Below are 13,822 nucleotides of genomic sequence, written 5' to 3'. Positions count from 1 at the left end.
GTCAAACTACCCGGTCTGGCCTTACAGGCAGCCCCGGAAATAACAAGGAAAATTCGGTGAAACTCAGCGATATCGCCCGTCTGGCCGGTGTGTCCGTGACCACTGCCAGCTACGTCATCAATGGCAAGGCTGAACAGCAGCGCATCAGTAACAGTACTGTCGAGCGGGTACGCGCGGTGGTCGAAGCCCACGGCTTCACCCCCAACCCGCAGGCTGCTGGGCTGCGCAGCCGGCATACCCGCACCCTGGGCTTCATTCTCCCGGATCTGGAGAACCCCAGCTACGCCCGCATTGCCAAGCAACTGGAGCAAGGCGCACGCGCCCGCGGCTACCAGCTGCTGATCGCCAGCAGCGATGACCAGCCAGACAGCGAGCGCCAACTGCAGCAACTGTTCCGTGCGCGCCGATGCGATGCGCTGTTTGTTGCCAGTTGCCTGCCGCCAGAAGATGACAGCTACCGCGAGCTGCAGGACAAAGGCCTGCCGGTGATTGCCATCGACCGCCGTCTGGACCCCGCACACTTCTGCTCGGTGATCAGCGACGACCGCGATGCCAGCCGCCAGCTGGCCGCCAGCCTGCTCAGCTCGGCCCCACGCAGCATCGCCCTGATAGGCGCACGCCCCGAGCTGTCGGTTAGCCAGGCGCGTGCCGGCGGATTCGACGAAGCCCTGCAAGGCTATACTGGCGAAGTGCGCCGCTATCAGGGCGAAGCCTTCAGCCGTGAGTGCGGCCAACGCCTGATGCAGCAACTGATCGACGACTTGGGTGGCCTGCCGGATGCTCTGGTGACCACTTCGTACGTACTGTTGCAGGGCGTGTTCGACACCCTCCAGGCGCGCCCGGTCGACTCGCGCCAACTGCAGCTGGGTACCTTTGGCGACAACCAGTTGCTCGACTTCCTGCCGCTGCCGGTCAATGCCATGGCCCAGCAGCATGGCCAGATTGCCGCCACTGCGCTTGAACTGGCACTGGCCGCCATCGAGGAAAAACGCTATGAACCCGGCGTGCACGCCGTTGGCCGCACCTTCAAGCAACGCATCTCAGCGGCCTGAACATGCGCCTGATCGACACCCACACCCACCTGGACTTCCCCGACTTCGACGCCGACCGCCCGCGCCTGCTGGCCAACGCGGCGGCGCGTGGGCTGGAGCGAATGGTGGTGCTGGGGGTGTACCAGGCGAATTTCCAGCGGGTGTGGGAACTGGCCTGCGCCGAGCCGCGCCTGTTCGCCGCGCTTGGCCTGCACCCGGTCTACCTCGACCAGCATCGCCCTGAGCACCTGGTGCAACTGCGCGAGTGGCTGGAGCGCCTGCGCGACAACCCGCGGCTATGTGCCGTAGGTGAGTTCGGCCTGGACTATTACCTCGCAGACCTTGACAAGACCCGCCAGCAGGCGCTGTTCGAAGCGCAACTGCAGATGGCTTGCGACTTCGAACTACCGGCCCTGCTGCACGTGCGCCGCAGCCATGCCCAGGTGATTGCCACACTCAAGCGCTACAAGCCAGCGCGGGCGGGGGTGATTCATGCGTTTGCCGGCAGCTACGAAGAGGCCCGCGAGTACATCAAGCTGGGGTTCCTGCTGGGGTTGGGCGGTGCGGGTACCTGGCCGCAGGCGCTGCGGCTGCGCAAGGCCTTGGCGCGGCTGCCACTGGACAGTGTGGTGCTGGAGACTGACTCACCGGACATGGCACCGGCGATGTACCCAGGGGTACGCAACAGCCCGGAGCACCTGCCGGAAATTGCAGCGGCGCTGGCGCACGTAATGGGGCAGGATGTCGAGGTGCTGGCACAGGCCAGCACCCGTAATGCTTGCACGTTGTTTGGCTGGTGAAACTCGGGTGAACGGGATTCCGGCGGGATGCGATTGGCCCGGAATCAGACCAGCACGGTCCACAGCGCAAACCCGGCATACCACAGCACTGCACAGCGCAACAGCAATTCCCACAGGCTGTCCAGCCGCCCCAACCCGCGCTGGCTGTCCTCTTCCTCGGGAATGTCATCGGCAATCCGCCCCACCCGAGCCACCAGGTGCCCGGCGCTGATGTGCCAGTTGAGCACCTCGTGCAGCATCACCCGTGTCACCGCGAGGAAGTTGCCCACCAGGGCAAAGCTCAACGCCAGCGCCCGCACCGGCAACCAGTCCATGATGTGCCGCAACTGCTCGGCACGCGCCTTCAAAGCCGGCTGCTTGCTGTGCTCACTACACAGCGCCAACAATCGATAAGCCAGCGCAGCGCCAGGGCCCAGTACGAAATACCAGAAGATCACCGCAAAAAAGCCCTGGTACACCTGCCACAGCAAGTTACCCTGCACCCGCACCAGCAAGCTGTGCGGTTCATCGGCCACCAGGCCCAGGTCGCGCTCGGCCGCGTGCAGCGCCGCCTGATCGTCCCCCCGCCGCCAGGCATCACGAAACGCCCCCAGCGATGCCTTGGCATCGCCGCGGCCCAGGCTGTAGATCAGCACCAGCAGGTGCACCGGCAACGCCAGCAGACCATAGGCCACCGGCTCCAGCACATGCAGCAGCAACACCAGCAGCGCTACCGGCGCCAACACCAGGATGGCCAACGTCCACCATGGGTGCACCTTGCCGTTGCGTTCCAGACGCACCAGTTCGCCAATAAAGAACCCGTCGCGCTGCACCTGATGGCGCAGGGCCGAAAACTTCTCGACCCACAGCGCCAGCAACAACACCAGAAAACTCATGCCTTGTCCTCGTTGTGCTGCAGCGCCTGGCGGTAGCGCGACCAGTCGAAGGCCGGGCCGGGGTCGGTCTTGCGCTGCGGGGCAATGTCGCTGTGGCCCTGAATGCGGTTCAGGTCGATGGCTGGCCAGGCACTGCGGATGTGCCGGGTGAGTTGTTCCAGCACCGCATACTGGGCATCGGTATAGGGCAGGTCGTCGGTGCCTTCCAGTTCGATGCCGATGGAAAAGTCGTTACAGCCTTCGCGCCCGTCAAAGCTCGACACACCCGCATGCCAGGCACGGTCATGCAACGACACGAACTGCGTCACCGCGCCGTCACGCTCGACGAACAGGTGCGCCGACACGGTCAGGTGGTTGATGCTGGCAAAATACGGGTGTTCATCAGGGGCCAGGCGGTTCTGGAAGAATTGCTGCACCTTGCCCGTGCCGAAACAGGCCGGGGGCAGGCTGATGTTGTGGATCACCAGCAGGGAAATCGATTCGCCTTCGGGGCGCGCATTGAAGTTCGGCGAGGGGCAGTGGGTGATTCCGATTCCGTGGAACCAGCCAGTGGCATAGTCCAATTGCATGGGCAGATCCTGAAAAACGCCGTGAACATGCCCACAGTATGCCCTGCGGCCAACGCCGTGTGCATGTGAATGATTGTAATGCGTCGGCCTATTGCGCCTGCCCTTGCCGCAAGCTTTCAAGTACCGCCTCCAGCGCCCGTTCGAACAACAGGCGATCATCCAGCACGCGCACTTCGTGCCGCTGCAGTGCCTGGGCCAGGCTGGCACTGCTCCACTCGCGCACTTTCATGCCGGTGCGGTTGGCGAAAACCAGCCTGTCACTGCTGTCGATGCGCGCGACCAGCTTGCAGCGCAGTGGCTCATCCTCGTCGAGAACCTCGACCCAGGTGCCGATACGCAGGCGTTGCGCCTGGCGCAGCGCTGCAGCCTGCCCGTCGGCAGCGTGCAGGGGCACGCAGGCGGGTTCTTCGGCAATCGTCAGCACAATCTCTTGGGCCACCCGCACATCGCCCAAGGGTTGGCCCTCCCCGCTCGGCAGCGCTTCATTACCTGCGCAGGCGCGCAGGTGCAACTGTTCCAGTTGCAGGAAGAACTCGCGGGTCGCCACCGCGTCCAGGGCTATGCTGGCCAGGCCATCGCGCAGCGCCTTGAGCAGGCCTGGCACCTGCTGCAGCAAGGCTTGCGGCTCATGTGGCGGCGTGATGCTGGCCAGCAGCATGTCCATCGTCTGCACTGCGTCGCGCCAGGCCTGTGAGGCCTCGCCCTGTTTCAGCCAAGCCAACAGCAGTACCTGGCTCCAGGCCTGCACCAGCATTTGCACCACCACCTGCGGCAATACCCGGCCGCGCAGGCGCTGGTTGAGCACGTGCTGCACCTGCTGCCTGGCCCGCATTGCCCGGGCACGGCCTTCTTCGGCGTCGCGAGTGCGTTGCTCCAGCAACTCGTTACGTCGCCGTTCGTCCTGATTGAATGCCAGGAAGTCGTCGAGCAGCTCGGCGAACAGGCTGGCATCGTCGGCAAAATCATTGAGCAAGCGCTGGACGATACGCTCTACCCGCATGTGCAAGCTGTCACGCTGGCACTCGCTGCCGCACTCCCAGCCAATCGCGGCGCCGGCGATTTCGTTGAGCAAACGGCGCGCCGGGTGGCTACTCCGGCTGAACAGCCCCTTGTCCAGTAATGCCACCTTGAGCAGGGGAATATGAAGGCGCGCAATCAGCGCCCGCAGGCTGGCCGGCAGGTTGTCATCGTTGTGGATGAACGCGAACAGCAGGCCAACCAGGTTGATCATGTCTTCGTCAGCCACGTGAAGGCGCCGACGCGTACCGCTGCGCACGCTGACCCGCAACAGCAGCTGCTCAAGCTGCTGGCCGAGCTCGAAGTCATCGGCCTCGTACGTGGCGGGCACATAGCGCTGCAAATGCGACAGCAGCCGGAGCAGGTCGGCGGTACTGATCGGCTGGGCGGCAGCCACCGCTTGCAAGCGCGGAGCGAACTGCCCGCGCACCGGCGCCAGCAGTGCCTGCAACGAGGCAAACAACGCCTGCCCTGCGGCGTCCGCCCCCTCCTCCTGGCCAAGGTTCGCCGGCCTGGGCCGCGCACGCATGCGCCGGTCTTCGGCACGCCGGCGCGGCGCCGGTTGCAGCTCGGGCAGCACGCCGGCAGCGGCCAGCAACTGGTTGGCTTCGCCATAGATCACATCGACATCGCGCAGAACATAACGCTCGAACAGCTTCAGCAGCACCAGCTTGACCCGCAGGCCAACGCCCAGATTACGCCCGGCGTCGAGAAAGTAACGACACAGCGCGGCTGGCCCCAATGGGTTGTGCTGCTCGTACAGGGGGCGGTCGAGCAATGCCTGCAGGCGCAGACCCAGTTGCTGCAGGGCAACGCCATCGCGTGACAGCACCCGCGCCACCATGCCCTCGATGGCGGCGGCCCGTTCCATTTGAGCCTTGCTGCGCGGCTTGCCCGGCTGGGCCAGGTTTGCCAGCAAGTCGACCTGGCCGGCGCGGAGGAAAGCATCATGGAACGTATCCAGAAAACCACGCTCGATGCTCTTGCGCTTCAGGCGCAGGTCACGCATGGCTTCGAAGTACAGGTTCTGGTCACCGCGGTCGAAGGCCTTGTCGGCCATTTCGAAGAGCGTGTCATCGGCATTGTCGAACAAGTCCTGCAGGCCCTGACGCAACTGCAACGCTGCCTTGTCGCGCACCTGCAGCAACAAGACCGGAAGGCAAGGATGAGGCGTACGCCCCCCTCGGTCGATGGTTGCCGCCAAGGGCACCACCTTGCCTTCTTTTTGCATCCTGGACTCCTTGCAGGGTGTCTTGCCCGAAAGGGCTGAAAAATCGTCAAAGCTATGACGCCAAATACTAGTCGCCATTATCGGTAAAAAATCACATAGCTACCAGCGCCGTTTCGCTGGCTGGCTAATGACCCTGATCTGCTCCGATTACTCACGACGCCCGACCAAAGGTCAGCGCCAAGGCTGCTGTACACACCGGCCCCCTGCCCTATAATCGCGGGCACCTAGCTTGTGGAGCCGACCATGCCGAACCTACGCCTTGCCGACCTGACCGCTGAAATTGAAGCCAACGTGCGCCGCGCGCTGTTGGAGGACATCGGCAGTGGCGATATCACCGCGCAACTGATCCCGGCCGAGCGCCTGGCCAAGGCGACCATCATCACCCGTGAAAACTGCGTAGTCGCCGGTACCGCCTGGGTCGATGCCGTATTCCGCCAGCTCGACCCGCGCGTTGCAGTGCACTGGCAGGTGGCCGACGGTGAGCAGGCCACTGCCAATCAGCCGTTGTTCCACCTGGAAGGCCCGGCCCGTTCGCTGCTCAGTGGGGAGCGCAGCGCACTGAACTTCCTGCAGCTGCTGTCAGGGGTCGCCACCCGTGCGCGCTTTCTCGCCGACCTGGTAGCCGGCACCCAGGTGCGCCTGCTGGACACCCGCAAAACCCTGCCGGGCCTGCGCCTGGCGCAAAAATACGCAGTGACCTGCGGTGGGTGCGACAACCACCGCATAGGCCTGTACGACGCCTTCCTGATCAAGGAAAACCACATCGCCGCCAGCGGCGGCGTAGCCGAGGCTGTGGCCGCAGCGCACCGCATTGCGCCGGGCAAGCCGGTGGAAATCGAGGTCGAAAGCCTGGACGAACTGCGCCAGGCGCTGGCCGCTGGCGCGGACATCATCATGCTCGACGAGCTGAACCTGGACGAAATGCGCGAAGCCGTGCGCATTACCGCGGGCAAAGCCAAACTTGAAGCCAGCGGCGGGGTCAACGAAACGACCCTGCGGGTGATCGCCGAAACAGGGGTGGACTACATCTCGATTGGTGCCATGACCAAGGATGTGAAAGCGGTGGACCTGTCGATGCGACTGAGCCTGTGAGCTGATTGCAGGCAATAAAAAACCGGCGCTTGGCCGGTTTTTTATTGGGGGCGCTTTGCCTAATGCCAGTCAGTTAAGCTGACTGGCATTTTTCATTTTCGGGTGGGGTACTTCGCTGGACGTTGCTTCACCGTTCGCGGAAACCATCGGTCAGGCCGTCGATGTGGCAAGACATATTGTGCCGCCGAAGCCTGCAGATCCGACAAAAATCCCGGCAAATTTCCGGGGTGGTTCAAGGATGTGCCATGCAGCAAGCCCAGTATTGCCCAGCTACAGGCAGTAAAACTCATCTCGCATGGGTACACACCAGGGCACTGTCGAGACATTTGCACCATCTGATAACGCAACAGGTTGTAGCCCAGCAGTACGCCCCATAGCTCTTGCGCAATCATCTCCGGCGTCTTGCTTCTCAGCGTATATTCACCACCTAAAAGCCCTTGCTTGATCTCTCGATATCCCAGTTCGATTTCCCAACGCTGACTGTAAAGGTCGACGATCTCATCACCCGGGAAACGCAGCGGATCGACCATTGAGGTCAGTACGCTCACCACCTTGCCTTTAATCGTCTTGCTTAACAGCCGTGCTCGAGTCTCCAGCGGCAGGCCGGGCCATTGCTTACGGGCTTGTGGCGAGGTGCGCAGAATGACTACGGCATCGTTGCGCCCAAGCTTGTGCTCGACTTCGTACTGGCTACCCTTCTTCAAAGGAATAAGCCAATGACGCTGCTCGCCTTGTGATTGCCAGTGATGCAGCAAACCCAACGAGTAGAAACCTTTATCGAACAGGGTCAGCGAGTGATCAGGCGTGGTAGCGATCAACTGTTCGGCCAGCTTCATTTCGCTACTGTGATAGCTCTCGAAAGTACTGCTTATCAGCAGATGGCTAGTCAGTTCCATCTGGCAGACCATTCGGACTTGAGGGTAACTGCCATCGCCATGCTGATTGGTCGCGCCGCCGTAGCACGCCCGATTTTCTGCGGTGTCGGGGGTATTCCAGACGACGCCATCCACACCCAAAAGTGTTAACCCCAACCATTGAGGGTGTTGGACTTCTGCATGCCATCGCTGCTGGGTGAGCGAAAACACCTCGCGAACCGCTTCGCTACCCAGCCGTTGCCGTCCCTGAACAACAGCGCTGGGCGCCACCAGCGGTCGCTTGCCCGGCAGCATGATGTCCATGTGATTCACGACATCCCAAGCCGACATCCGGCGGAACAACGCCATGCCGATGATGCACCAGACCAGGCTTTCCAACGGCAACCGGCGCTTACGTATAGTCGAGACACCTGCCGTTTCGAAGGCCTGTTTCACAATGTCTGGATCAAGCAAGGCTCCAAGCCCTTCGAGGGCATGTGGCCGCGATGCCATTTCATGAGTGAGGGACAGGGCTTTTGACAGGCGCATAAAAAATCCGATGCTCGTTTCCAAGCATCGGATTTTGCGGCCTATGGGCTAAAGGTCAATGCGTCAGTCTTAACTGACTGGCATTAGGCGCTTTGCCCCCCTTTTTCTCAGATCAGAACGAGGCGTTGGCCAAACCGTCCAGGTAGCGCTCGACATCCAGCGCTGCCATGCAACCCGCACCGGCCGAAGTAATGGCCTGGCGGTAAACGTGGTCAGCCACGTCGCCAGCGGCAAACACACCCTCGACGTTGGTAGCGGTGGCGTTGCCTTCGCGGCCGCCATTGACTACCAGGTAGCCGTCTTTCAGGGTCAGCTGGCCTTCGAACAGCGAAGTGTTCGGGGTGTGGCCAATGGCGATGAACACGCCGTCGACCTTGATTTCGTCGCTGCTGCCGTCGTTGTTCTTCAGGCGTGCACCGGTTACGCCCATGTTGTCACCCAGCACTTCGTCCAGGGTGGCGTTGAGCTTGAGCTCGATCTTGCCTTCGGCCACACGGGCGTTCAGCTTGTCGACCAGGATCTTCTCGGCGCGGAAGGTTTCGCGACGGTGTACCAGGGTCACTTTGCTGGCGATGTTGGCCAGGTACAGTGCCTCTTCCACGGCAGTGTTACCACCACCGACCACGGCGACCGGCTTGTTGCGGTAGAAGAAACCGTCACAGGTGGCACAGGCCGAAACACCCTTGCCCATGAAGGTTTCTTCCGACGGCAGGCCCAGGTAGCGAGCGCTGGCGCCAGTGGCGATGATCAGCGCATCACAGGTGTACTTGCCGCTGTCACCCTGCAGGGTGAATGGCTTGTTGGCCAGGTCGACAGCGTTGATGTGGTCGAAGACGATTTCGGTTTCAAAACGCTCGGCGTGCTCTTGCATACGCTGCATCAGAGCCGGGCCGGTCAGGCCGTGGGGGTCGCCCGGCCAGTTGTCGACTTCGGTGGTGGTGGTCAGCTGGCCACCAGCCTGCATGCCGGTGATCAGCAGCGGCTTGAGGTTGGCACGGGCGGCATACACCGCAGCGCTGTAACCGGCAGGGCCGGAACCGAGAATGATGACGCGCGAATGACGTACTTCAGACATGTCGAACTCCTGTCGAGCGGGCCGCAGGGCCGGCATCGGTGTACCGGCTGCGCCAGCCAAGAAATTAAAAAGGACCCACGCAGCACTTGGGGAAGGCTAAAACGCGCAGGCCCGCAAAGCGAAAAGTTGAGCGCACTGTAGCGAGGTCGCAAAGATTAAGGAAATATCCTTAGACAATCCACCTCATAGGCATCGCCTATGCTGCGATTTCATCGATAAACACGCGCCGAACGCTTTTGTTACATCCCGTTTCCCGTCCACTGCGTGCCTTTCGTCGGCGCGGCAAACTCGGTAAGGTCAGCGCGTTTTCCTTCTCTGCGGAGTATCTAGATGCAAGCCCCTGTCCTCTCTGGCCCCCAATACTTGCGCGAAGGCCTGAAACTGGTGCTGAGCCCCAACCTACGGTTGTTCGTGCTGCTGCCACTGGCGGTCAACCTGTTGCTGTTCGGTGGCCTGATCTACTTCGCCGGCCACCAGTTCGGCATGTGGCTCGATGCTCTGATGCCCACGCTGCCTGACTGGCTGAGCTTCCTCAGCTACATCCTCTGGCCGCTGTTCGTTGCCTTGCTGGTGCTGATGGTGTTCTTCACCTTCACCTTGGTGGCCAATATCATTGCCGCGCCGTTCAACGGTTTTCTGGCGGAAAAGGTCGAGGTGGTAGTGCGTGGCGAAGACACCTTCCCAGCCTTCAGCTGGGGCGAGCTGGCAGCCATGGTACCGCGTACCTTCAGCCGCGAAATGCGCAAGCTGGGCTACTTCCTGCCACGCGCCATCGGCCTGTTCGTCCTGTCGCTGATCCCGGTGGTCAACGTGGTGGCTGCGCCGCTGTGGCTGATCTTCGGCGTGTGGATGATGGCCATCCAGTACATCGACTACCCGGCGGACAACAACAAGATGACCTGGCAGGACATGCTCGCCTGGCTGCGCCAGAAGCGCTGGCAGAGCCTGGGCTTTGGCGGCATCACCTACCTGGCGCTGATGATTCCAGGCGTGAACGTGCTGATGATGCCGGCGGCGGTGGCCGGGGCTACGTTGTTCTGGGTGCGGGAGCGGAGCTGAAGGAGCGAGGGGCTGCAGGGCAGCCCCTTTTTGCGGATTGCTTTTTAGAAGTCGGAGAAACTGTAGGGTTCGAGGGTGGCAATCTGAGAAAGCAGTATTAGATGTTCCACTGCCTTAACCTTCTCGAGGTTAGCAAGGTCGCTTGACCCGCCGAATGCCAAGGCTGGAACGAACCCATACATTTCATCATGCTTTAGCATGCCCAATTTCTTCTTTGCGGGCTCGAACATACCATCAAAGTCAACAGACGCCTTCTCTTTGCCAAGGAAGAAACCTTGCACTTCCCTGTCCATATCCGCCGCCGTCAACTCATATTCACTGCCCCTGTATCGTGAAATATGAGCCAAAATCTTTACTGAGAAACCCGTTTGCTCTCCAAAGAGATACAGGTCACCAAATGCGCCGCGAGCGATCAGGTGGTATCTATCCCGCTTCTCCAATATTGTGCCTTCGATAAGCGAGGCAGTTACCCCTTCATATTCCTGGGGATTGACAGTCCAAAATATCCCGTCACCATACCCGCACCAACCGTGCTCACTCCAATACGCTAACAATTTGTTCGGCAAGATCTTTCTGTATCGATCCAGACTTGAGGGAGGAACCTCCTGTCGAAAAAACGGCTCACCAACTTGCTCTACAAACAGGGAAAAAACCTCATCCACGGCGAAAACCTCAAGCGACTAGCATTCATGGATTGTGCAAAGCTGCTAGAGATGACAGGGTTTCCTTTGCCTGCTTCACCGAGAGCTTTCTAGCTTCAATGGCATTCATAGTTATCACAAGATCTCTCTGAATTCTCTCCTGCAACTTAGAAGTTCAGCTGTTCAGTTGTTACCGTGGGTAAGGCTGGAGATTTTTATCGTTCTTTAGATCGAGCGCCGCGCAGGCGAAACTCGATCCCATGGCCATTACAAATTATCAAAGACTCAACCGACTGGAAAACTGTTCCACTACATCCATCACCCGGGCGATTTCCTCGGTGGCGGTGCTGGTTGACTGCGGCATTAATCTGGCTGCTCGGAAAAGGAGTAAGGTTGAAGATCTGTCAATTGCGCCAGAAAGATCAAGTGTTCAACAGCGCTGACTTTTTTAAGATGTTGCAGGGAGTCAGCCCCGCCCAGCATGAGCGCGGGGAAAAAGCCGTACATCTCGTCATGTTTAAGTCTACCCAGTTTTTCCTTGGCGGGATTGAAGAGACCATTGAAATCCATTGACTCCACTTCTCTTGACAAAATAAAGCCTTGAAGCTCAGTATTTAGTTGTTCCTTTGTGAATTCAGTTCGATAAAATATGTACTGAGACCCAACGCTTGTTATTTCCAATGAAAATCCAGTTTTTTCTCCCCAAAGGTACAAGTCTCCGAAGGCACTTCTTGCAACCAAATGATAGCTGTCGTGCGAAGCAAGTGCCGTGCCTGCAATCCAGCAGGAAACTACGGCATCATATTCTTGCGGATTGACTAGCCAGAATATGCCCTCACCGTAGCCCCCCCACCCATGCTCGGACCAATATTCCAAAAGCTTGGGAGGAAGCTTGTCTCTGTATCTTTCGATTGTGGAGCCAGGTACTTCCCGGCGGTCAATCGGCGGACCGAAATTCTCAATCAAATTGGCAAATACTTTATCCATTTCAACCTTCTCACCTTAGCACTTATGTAATTTGACATTCATGCGGATTGAGCCTCTGGACTCTAGGGATACCCTTTCGGCCGCTTTCTTTAAGTTGGGTATCCTGGTTTTCCATTGGGCGCCTATCACTGAGTTTACCTGGCGGTCCCCAAAGTCCGATATGACGTCTCTACCTCCGGCGACGAGATCCGGATTGTGCAGTGCTGCTGTAATTGACATCCGGTTTCTGGCTTTTTCTATTGCAACCCGTTGCGCTTCAAATGGGCCCATGGTTTTCCTGAGCTCTTTTTCAATTTTTTCCTTGATAAATTCTTGCTCCTTTTTTCTCGCTCTCTGGGCGAGCCCTTTATTGCGCTGATTTGGGTTTTCAACTTTTTCCAAAAATTCTTCAACGGTCATCCAGTTGAGCCCGTCTTCCTGGCCATTCAACTGTCGTTTGAATTCGCCTATTTTGTATTCCGGTACTTTATCAGCTTTGAAACATTCAACGTTATGCAATGCCATCGTGCCCGGATGGGGCTTCGTTGGCGCTTTCCTGGGCTGATTCGGGCTAACGGGCTGCGGATCACCCATCGCCCCCTTGCGCCGCTCCGGCACCTGCAGATCCGGCCGTTTCTTCAACCCCTCTTCATGCTTGAGCATCCATTGCCCCAGCCGCGCGCCATTGCGGCTGGCCGCCATCTCCTGGGCCAGCACTCGGGCATCGCCGCGCCCGCGGGTGAGGTACGACACGATCGCCCCCAACAACAGCACCACGACTTCCACATGGCCTTGGGCAATCTGATGCGTGGCCCGGGATATCGCATACGGATCGTCCCGGCAGAACGGGCCGGTGCCTTCATTGCCGCAGGTGCCTTCCCAGGCGAAGCGGATGCCATCGACGTAGTACTCACCGATCCGCGGCAAGCCCTCGATGAAGAACTCGGCAATGGAAGCCAGCCCCAGCGCGCCAAGGATCCAGCCGCTGACCTTGAGGCCCATGACCGCGCCTGCGCCAGCGAACGGTATGGTTCCGGCGCCGCCGGCGAATGCGCCTACCCCCGCGCCAAGCAGGCCGCCGGTAACGGTGCTGCCGATGACGATCATCGCCATCTGCTGCACGACCCTCAGCAGTTCGTCGACGATGCTGTTGATGCCGAGGTCGGCGAAGCGCTGGCGTAGCATGTGCGCCGCCTGCCATTCGGCGTGGTAGAAGGCTGTGCGGACTGCTTCAATCCGGCGCAGGTTGAGGCCCAGCGAGGCGACTTCTTCATTGAGGCTGGTGCGGAACTGGCCACCGCTTTGGTAGCCCACCATGGCGATGACACGTGACTCGATCTCGTGCCAGGAGGGCACGAGGTAATCCAGGTACATGAGGTGTCTCCCTGACAACGTGTGCAGGGGGAAATCCCATCATGGATTCGGATCGGAGGTTTCTGAGTCAGTTGTAGGAAAATGCGACTTCGTTTCCGGCATGCTCGGCGAAGTTCAGCTGCTCAGTTGTTACCGTGGGTAAGGCTGGAAATTTTTATCGTTCTTGAGATCGAGCGCCGCGCAGGCGAAGCTCGATCCCATGGCCATTACAAACCCCAAGCCATATCAAAGACTCAACCGGCTGGAAAACTGCCCCACTACGTCCACTACCCGCTTAGCCCCGTCCTGGATCTCGACAATCACGCTGCCCGTCTCATCCGCCAGCGCCAGCCCCTGTTCGGCCTGGCGCTTGCTGGTGTCGATGATCGCCACCGCCGCCTGCGCCAGTTGTTCGTTCTGCTGTACCACCCGGGCGATTTCTTCGGTGGCGGTGCTGGTGCGAGAGGCCAGTTGGCGCACTTCGTCGGCAACGACGGCAAAGCCCCGCCCTTGCTCACCGGCACGGGCGGCTTCGATGGCCGCGTTAAGGGCCAGCAGGTTGGTCTGCCCAGCAATGTCGCTGATGGTCTTGATGATCGAACCGATCACCCGCGACTGGGTATCCAGCGCCTGGATGCCGTCGGCGGCCTCTTGCATCGAAGCCTCCAGTCCACGCATCACGGTGACCGTCTGGGTGACCACTTCGGTGG

12 protein-coding genes and 1 pseudogene are annotated in these 13,822 nt (G+C 60.0%); 4 read left to right on the top strand and 9 right to left on the bottom strand.

All coding sequences use genetic code 11. The features are described 5' to 3' along the window. Positions 1–56 precede the first annotated feature (56 nt). Together cra and PRJ_RS04140 are read left to right on the top strand one after the other, a co-directional pair. Positions 57–1,052 carry a catabolite repressor/activator gene (gene cra / locus PRJ_RS04145; RefSeq protein WP_003247312.1) on the top strand — a complete coding sequence of 332 codons (996 nt, stop codon included), beginning with the start codon at positions 57–59 and terminating at the stop codon, positions 1,050–1,052. A gap of 2 nt (positions 1,053–1,054) precedes the next feature. Further along, on the top strand, positions 1,055–1,831 hold the full coding sequence (locus PRJ_RS04140; protein ID WP_104960792.1) for a TatD family hydrolase: 777 nt from the start codon (positions 1,055–1,057) through the stop codon (positions 1,829–1,831). Between the two features lie 44 nt (positions 1,832–1,875). On the opposite strand, the gene ampE is transcribed toward PRJ_RS04140, so the two are convergent. From ampE to PRJ_RS04125, 3 genes are all read right to left on the bottom strand, one after another. Further along, positions 1,876–2,706 carry a regulatory signaling modulator protein AmpE gene (ampE, locus tag PRJ_RS04135; RefSeq protein ID WP_010952026.1) on the bottom strand — a complete coding sequence of 277 codons (831 nt, stop codon included), beginning with the start codon at positions 2,704–2,706 and terminating at the stop codon, positions 1,876–1,878. Next, entirely contained in the window at positions 2,703–3,275 is a 573-nt protein-coding gene (gene ampD, locus PRJ_RS04130; RefSeq protein ID WP_010952025.1) for a 1,6-anhydro-N-acetylmuramyl-L-alanine amidase AmpD, read from the bottom strand. Before ampD ends, ampE begins: the two co-directional genes overlap by 4 nt. 88 nt (positions 3,276–3,363) lie before the next feature. Continuing rightward, the gene (locus PRJ_RS04125) at positions 3,364–5,523 is read right to left on the bottom strand and encodes a DUF1631 domain-containing protein (protein WP_104960791.1); all 2,160 of its coding nucleotides are present in this window, start codon (positions 5,521–5,523) and stop codon (positions 3,364–3,366) included. A gap of 243 nt (positions 5,524–5,766) precedes the next feature. On the opposite strand from PRJ_RS04125, the gene nadC reads away from it, so the two are divergent. After that, positions 5,767–6,615: a carboxylating nicotinate-nucleotide diphosphorylase gene (nadC, locus tag PRJ_RS04120; protein ID WP_064492563.1), complete on the top strand. Its 849-nt coding sequence runs from the start codon at positions 5,767–5,769 to the stop codon at positions 6,613–6,615. 92 nt (positions 6,616–6,707) lie between these two features. Here the strand turns inward: nadC and PRJ_RS04115 are convergent, their stop codons facing one another. Both PRJ_RS04115 and trxB read right to left on the bottom strand, forming a co-directional pair. Further along, the gene (locus PRJ_RS04115; RefSeq protein ID WP_104960600.1) at positions 6,708–8,018 is read right to left on the bottom strand and encodes an IS4 family transposase; all 1,311 of its coding nucleotides are present in this window, start codon (positions 8,016–8,018) and stop codon (positions 6,708–6,710) included. Positions 8,019–8,130: 112 nt separating this feature from the next. Then, on the bottom strand, positions 8,131–9,093 hold the full coding sequence (trxB, locus tag PRJ_RS04110) for a thioredoxin-disulfide reductase (RefSeq protein ID WP_003247318.1): 963 nt from the start codon (positions 9,091–9,093) through the stop codon (positions 8,131–8,133). A 330-nt stretch (positions 9,094–9,423) separates the two neighbouring features. Here trxB and cysZ point away from each other — a divergent pair, with 330 nt between their 5' ends. Beyond that, the gene (gene cysZ / locus PRJ_RS04105; protein WP_021781720.1) at positions 9,424–10,152 is read left to right on the top strand and encodes a sulfate transporter CysZ; all 729 of its coding nucleotides are present in this window, start codon (positions 9,424–9,426) and stop codon (positions 10,150–10,152) included. A 44-nt stretch (positions 10,153–10,196) separates the two neighbouring features. Here cysZ and PRJ_RS04100 read toward each other — a convergent pair whose 3' ends face one another. From PRJ_RS04100 to PRJ_RS30615, 4 genes and pseudogenes are all read right to left on the bottom strand, one after another. Further along, a complete protein-coding gene (locus PRJ_RS04100; protein ID WP_104960790.1) occupies positions 10,197–10,814 on the bottom strand; it encodes a GAD-like domain-containing protein in 618 nt (205 codons plus the stop codon). 342 nt (positions 10,815–11,156) lie between these two features. Continuing rightward, a complete protein-coding gene (locus PRJ_RS04095; RefSeq protein WP_104960789.1) occupies positions 11,157–11,780 on the bottom strand; it encodes a GAD-like domain-containing protein in 624 nt (207 codons plus the stop codon). 15 nt (positions 11,781–11,795) lie between these two features. Next, entirely contained in the window at positions 11,796–13,133 is a 1,338-nt protein-coding gene (locus PRJ_RS04090) for a DUF6861 domain-containing protein (RefSeq protein WP_104960788.1), read from the bottom strand. A 225-nt stretch (positions 13,134–13,358) separates the two neighbouring features. Then, positions 13,359–13,772: pseudogene (locus PRJ_RS30615) on the bottom strand (methyl-accepting chemotaxis protein); the annotation flags it as partial. Positions 13,773–13,822: the final 50 nt, after the last annotated feature.

The sequence above is a fragment of the Pseudomonas sp. XWY-1 genome (assembly GCF_002953115.1).
Taxonomy (GTDB): domain Bacteria; phylum Pseudomonadota; class Gammaproteobacteria; order Pseudomonadales; family Pseudomonadaceae; genus Aquipseudomonas; species Aquipseudomonas alloputida.
The sequence above is the reverse complement of the archived record's forward strand: the minus strand, read 5'-3'. Positions and strand labels throughout refer to the sequence as shown.

What these genes read in the sequence shown, in the direction of transcription:
- cysZ (WP_021781720.1), top strand. Translation starts at nt 9,424, where the DNA reads ATGCAAGCCCCTGTCCTCTCTGGCCCCCAATACTTGCGCGAAGGCCTG.
- PRJ_RS04095 (WP_104960789.1), bottom strand. Translation starts at nt 11,780, where the DNA reads ATGGATAAAGTATTTGCCAATTTGATTGAGAATTTCGGTCCGCCGATT.
- PRJ_RS04115 (WP_104960600.1), bottom strand. Translation starts at nt 8,018, where the DNA reads ATGCGCCTGTCAAAAGCCCTGTCCCTCACTCATGAAATGGCATCGCGG.
- PRJ_RS04125 (WP_104960791.1), bottom strand. Translation starts at nt 5,523, where the DNA reads ATGCAAAAAGAAGGCAAGGTGGTGCCCTTGGCGGCAACCATCGACCGA.
- nadC (WP_064492563.1), top strand. Translation starts at nt 5,767, where the DNA reads ATGCCGAACCTACGCCTTGCCGACCTGACCGCTGAAATTGAAGCCAAC.
- PRJ_RS04090 (WP_104960788.1), bottom strand. Translation starts at nt 13,133, where the DNA reads ATGTACCTGGATTACCTCGTGCCCTCCTGGCACGAGATCGAGTCACGT.
- ampE (WP_010952026.1), bottom strand. Translation starts at nt 2,706, where the DNA reads ATGAGTTTTCTGGTGTTGTTGCTGGCGCTGTGGGTCGAGAAGTTTTCG.
- ampD (WP_010952025.1), bottom strand. Translation starts at nt 3,275, where the DNA reads ATGCAATTGGACTATGCCACTGGCTGGTTCCACGGAATCGGAATCACC.
- trxB (WP_003247318.1), bottom strand. Translation starts at nt 9,093, where the DNA reads ATGTCTGAAGTACGTCATTCGCGCGTCATCATTCTCGGTTCCGGCCCT.
- PRJ_RS04140 (WP_104960792.1), top strand. Translation starts at nt 1,055, where the DNA reads ATGCGCCTGATCGACACCCACACCCACCTGGACTTCCCCGACTTCGAC.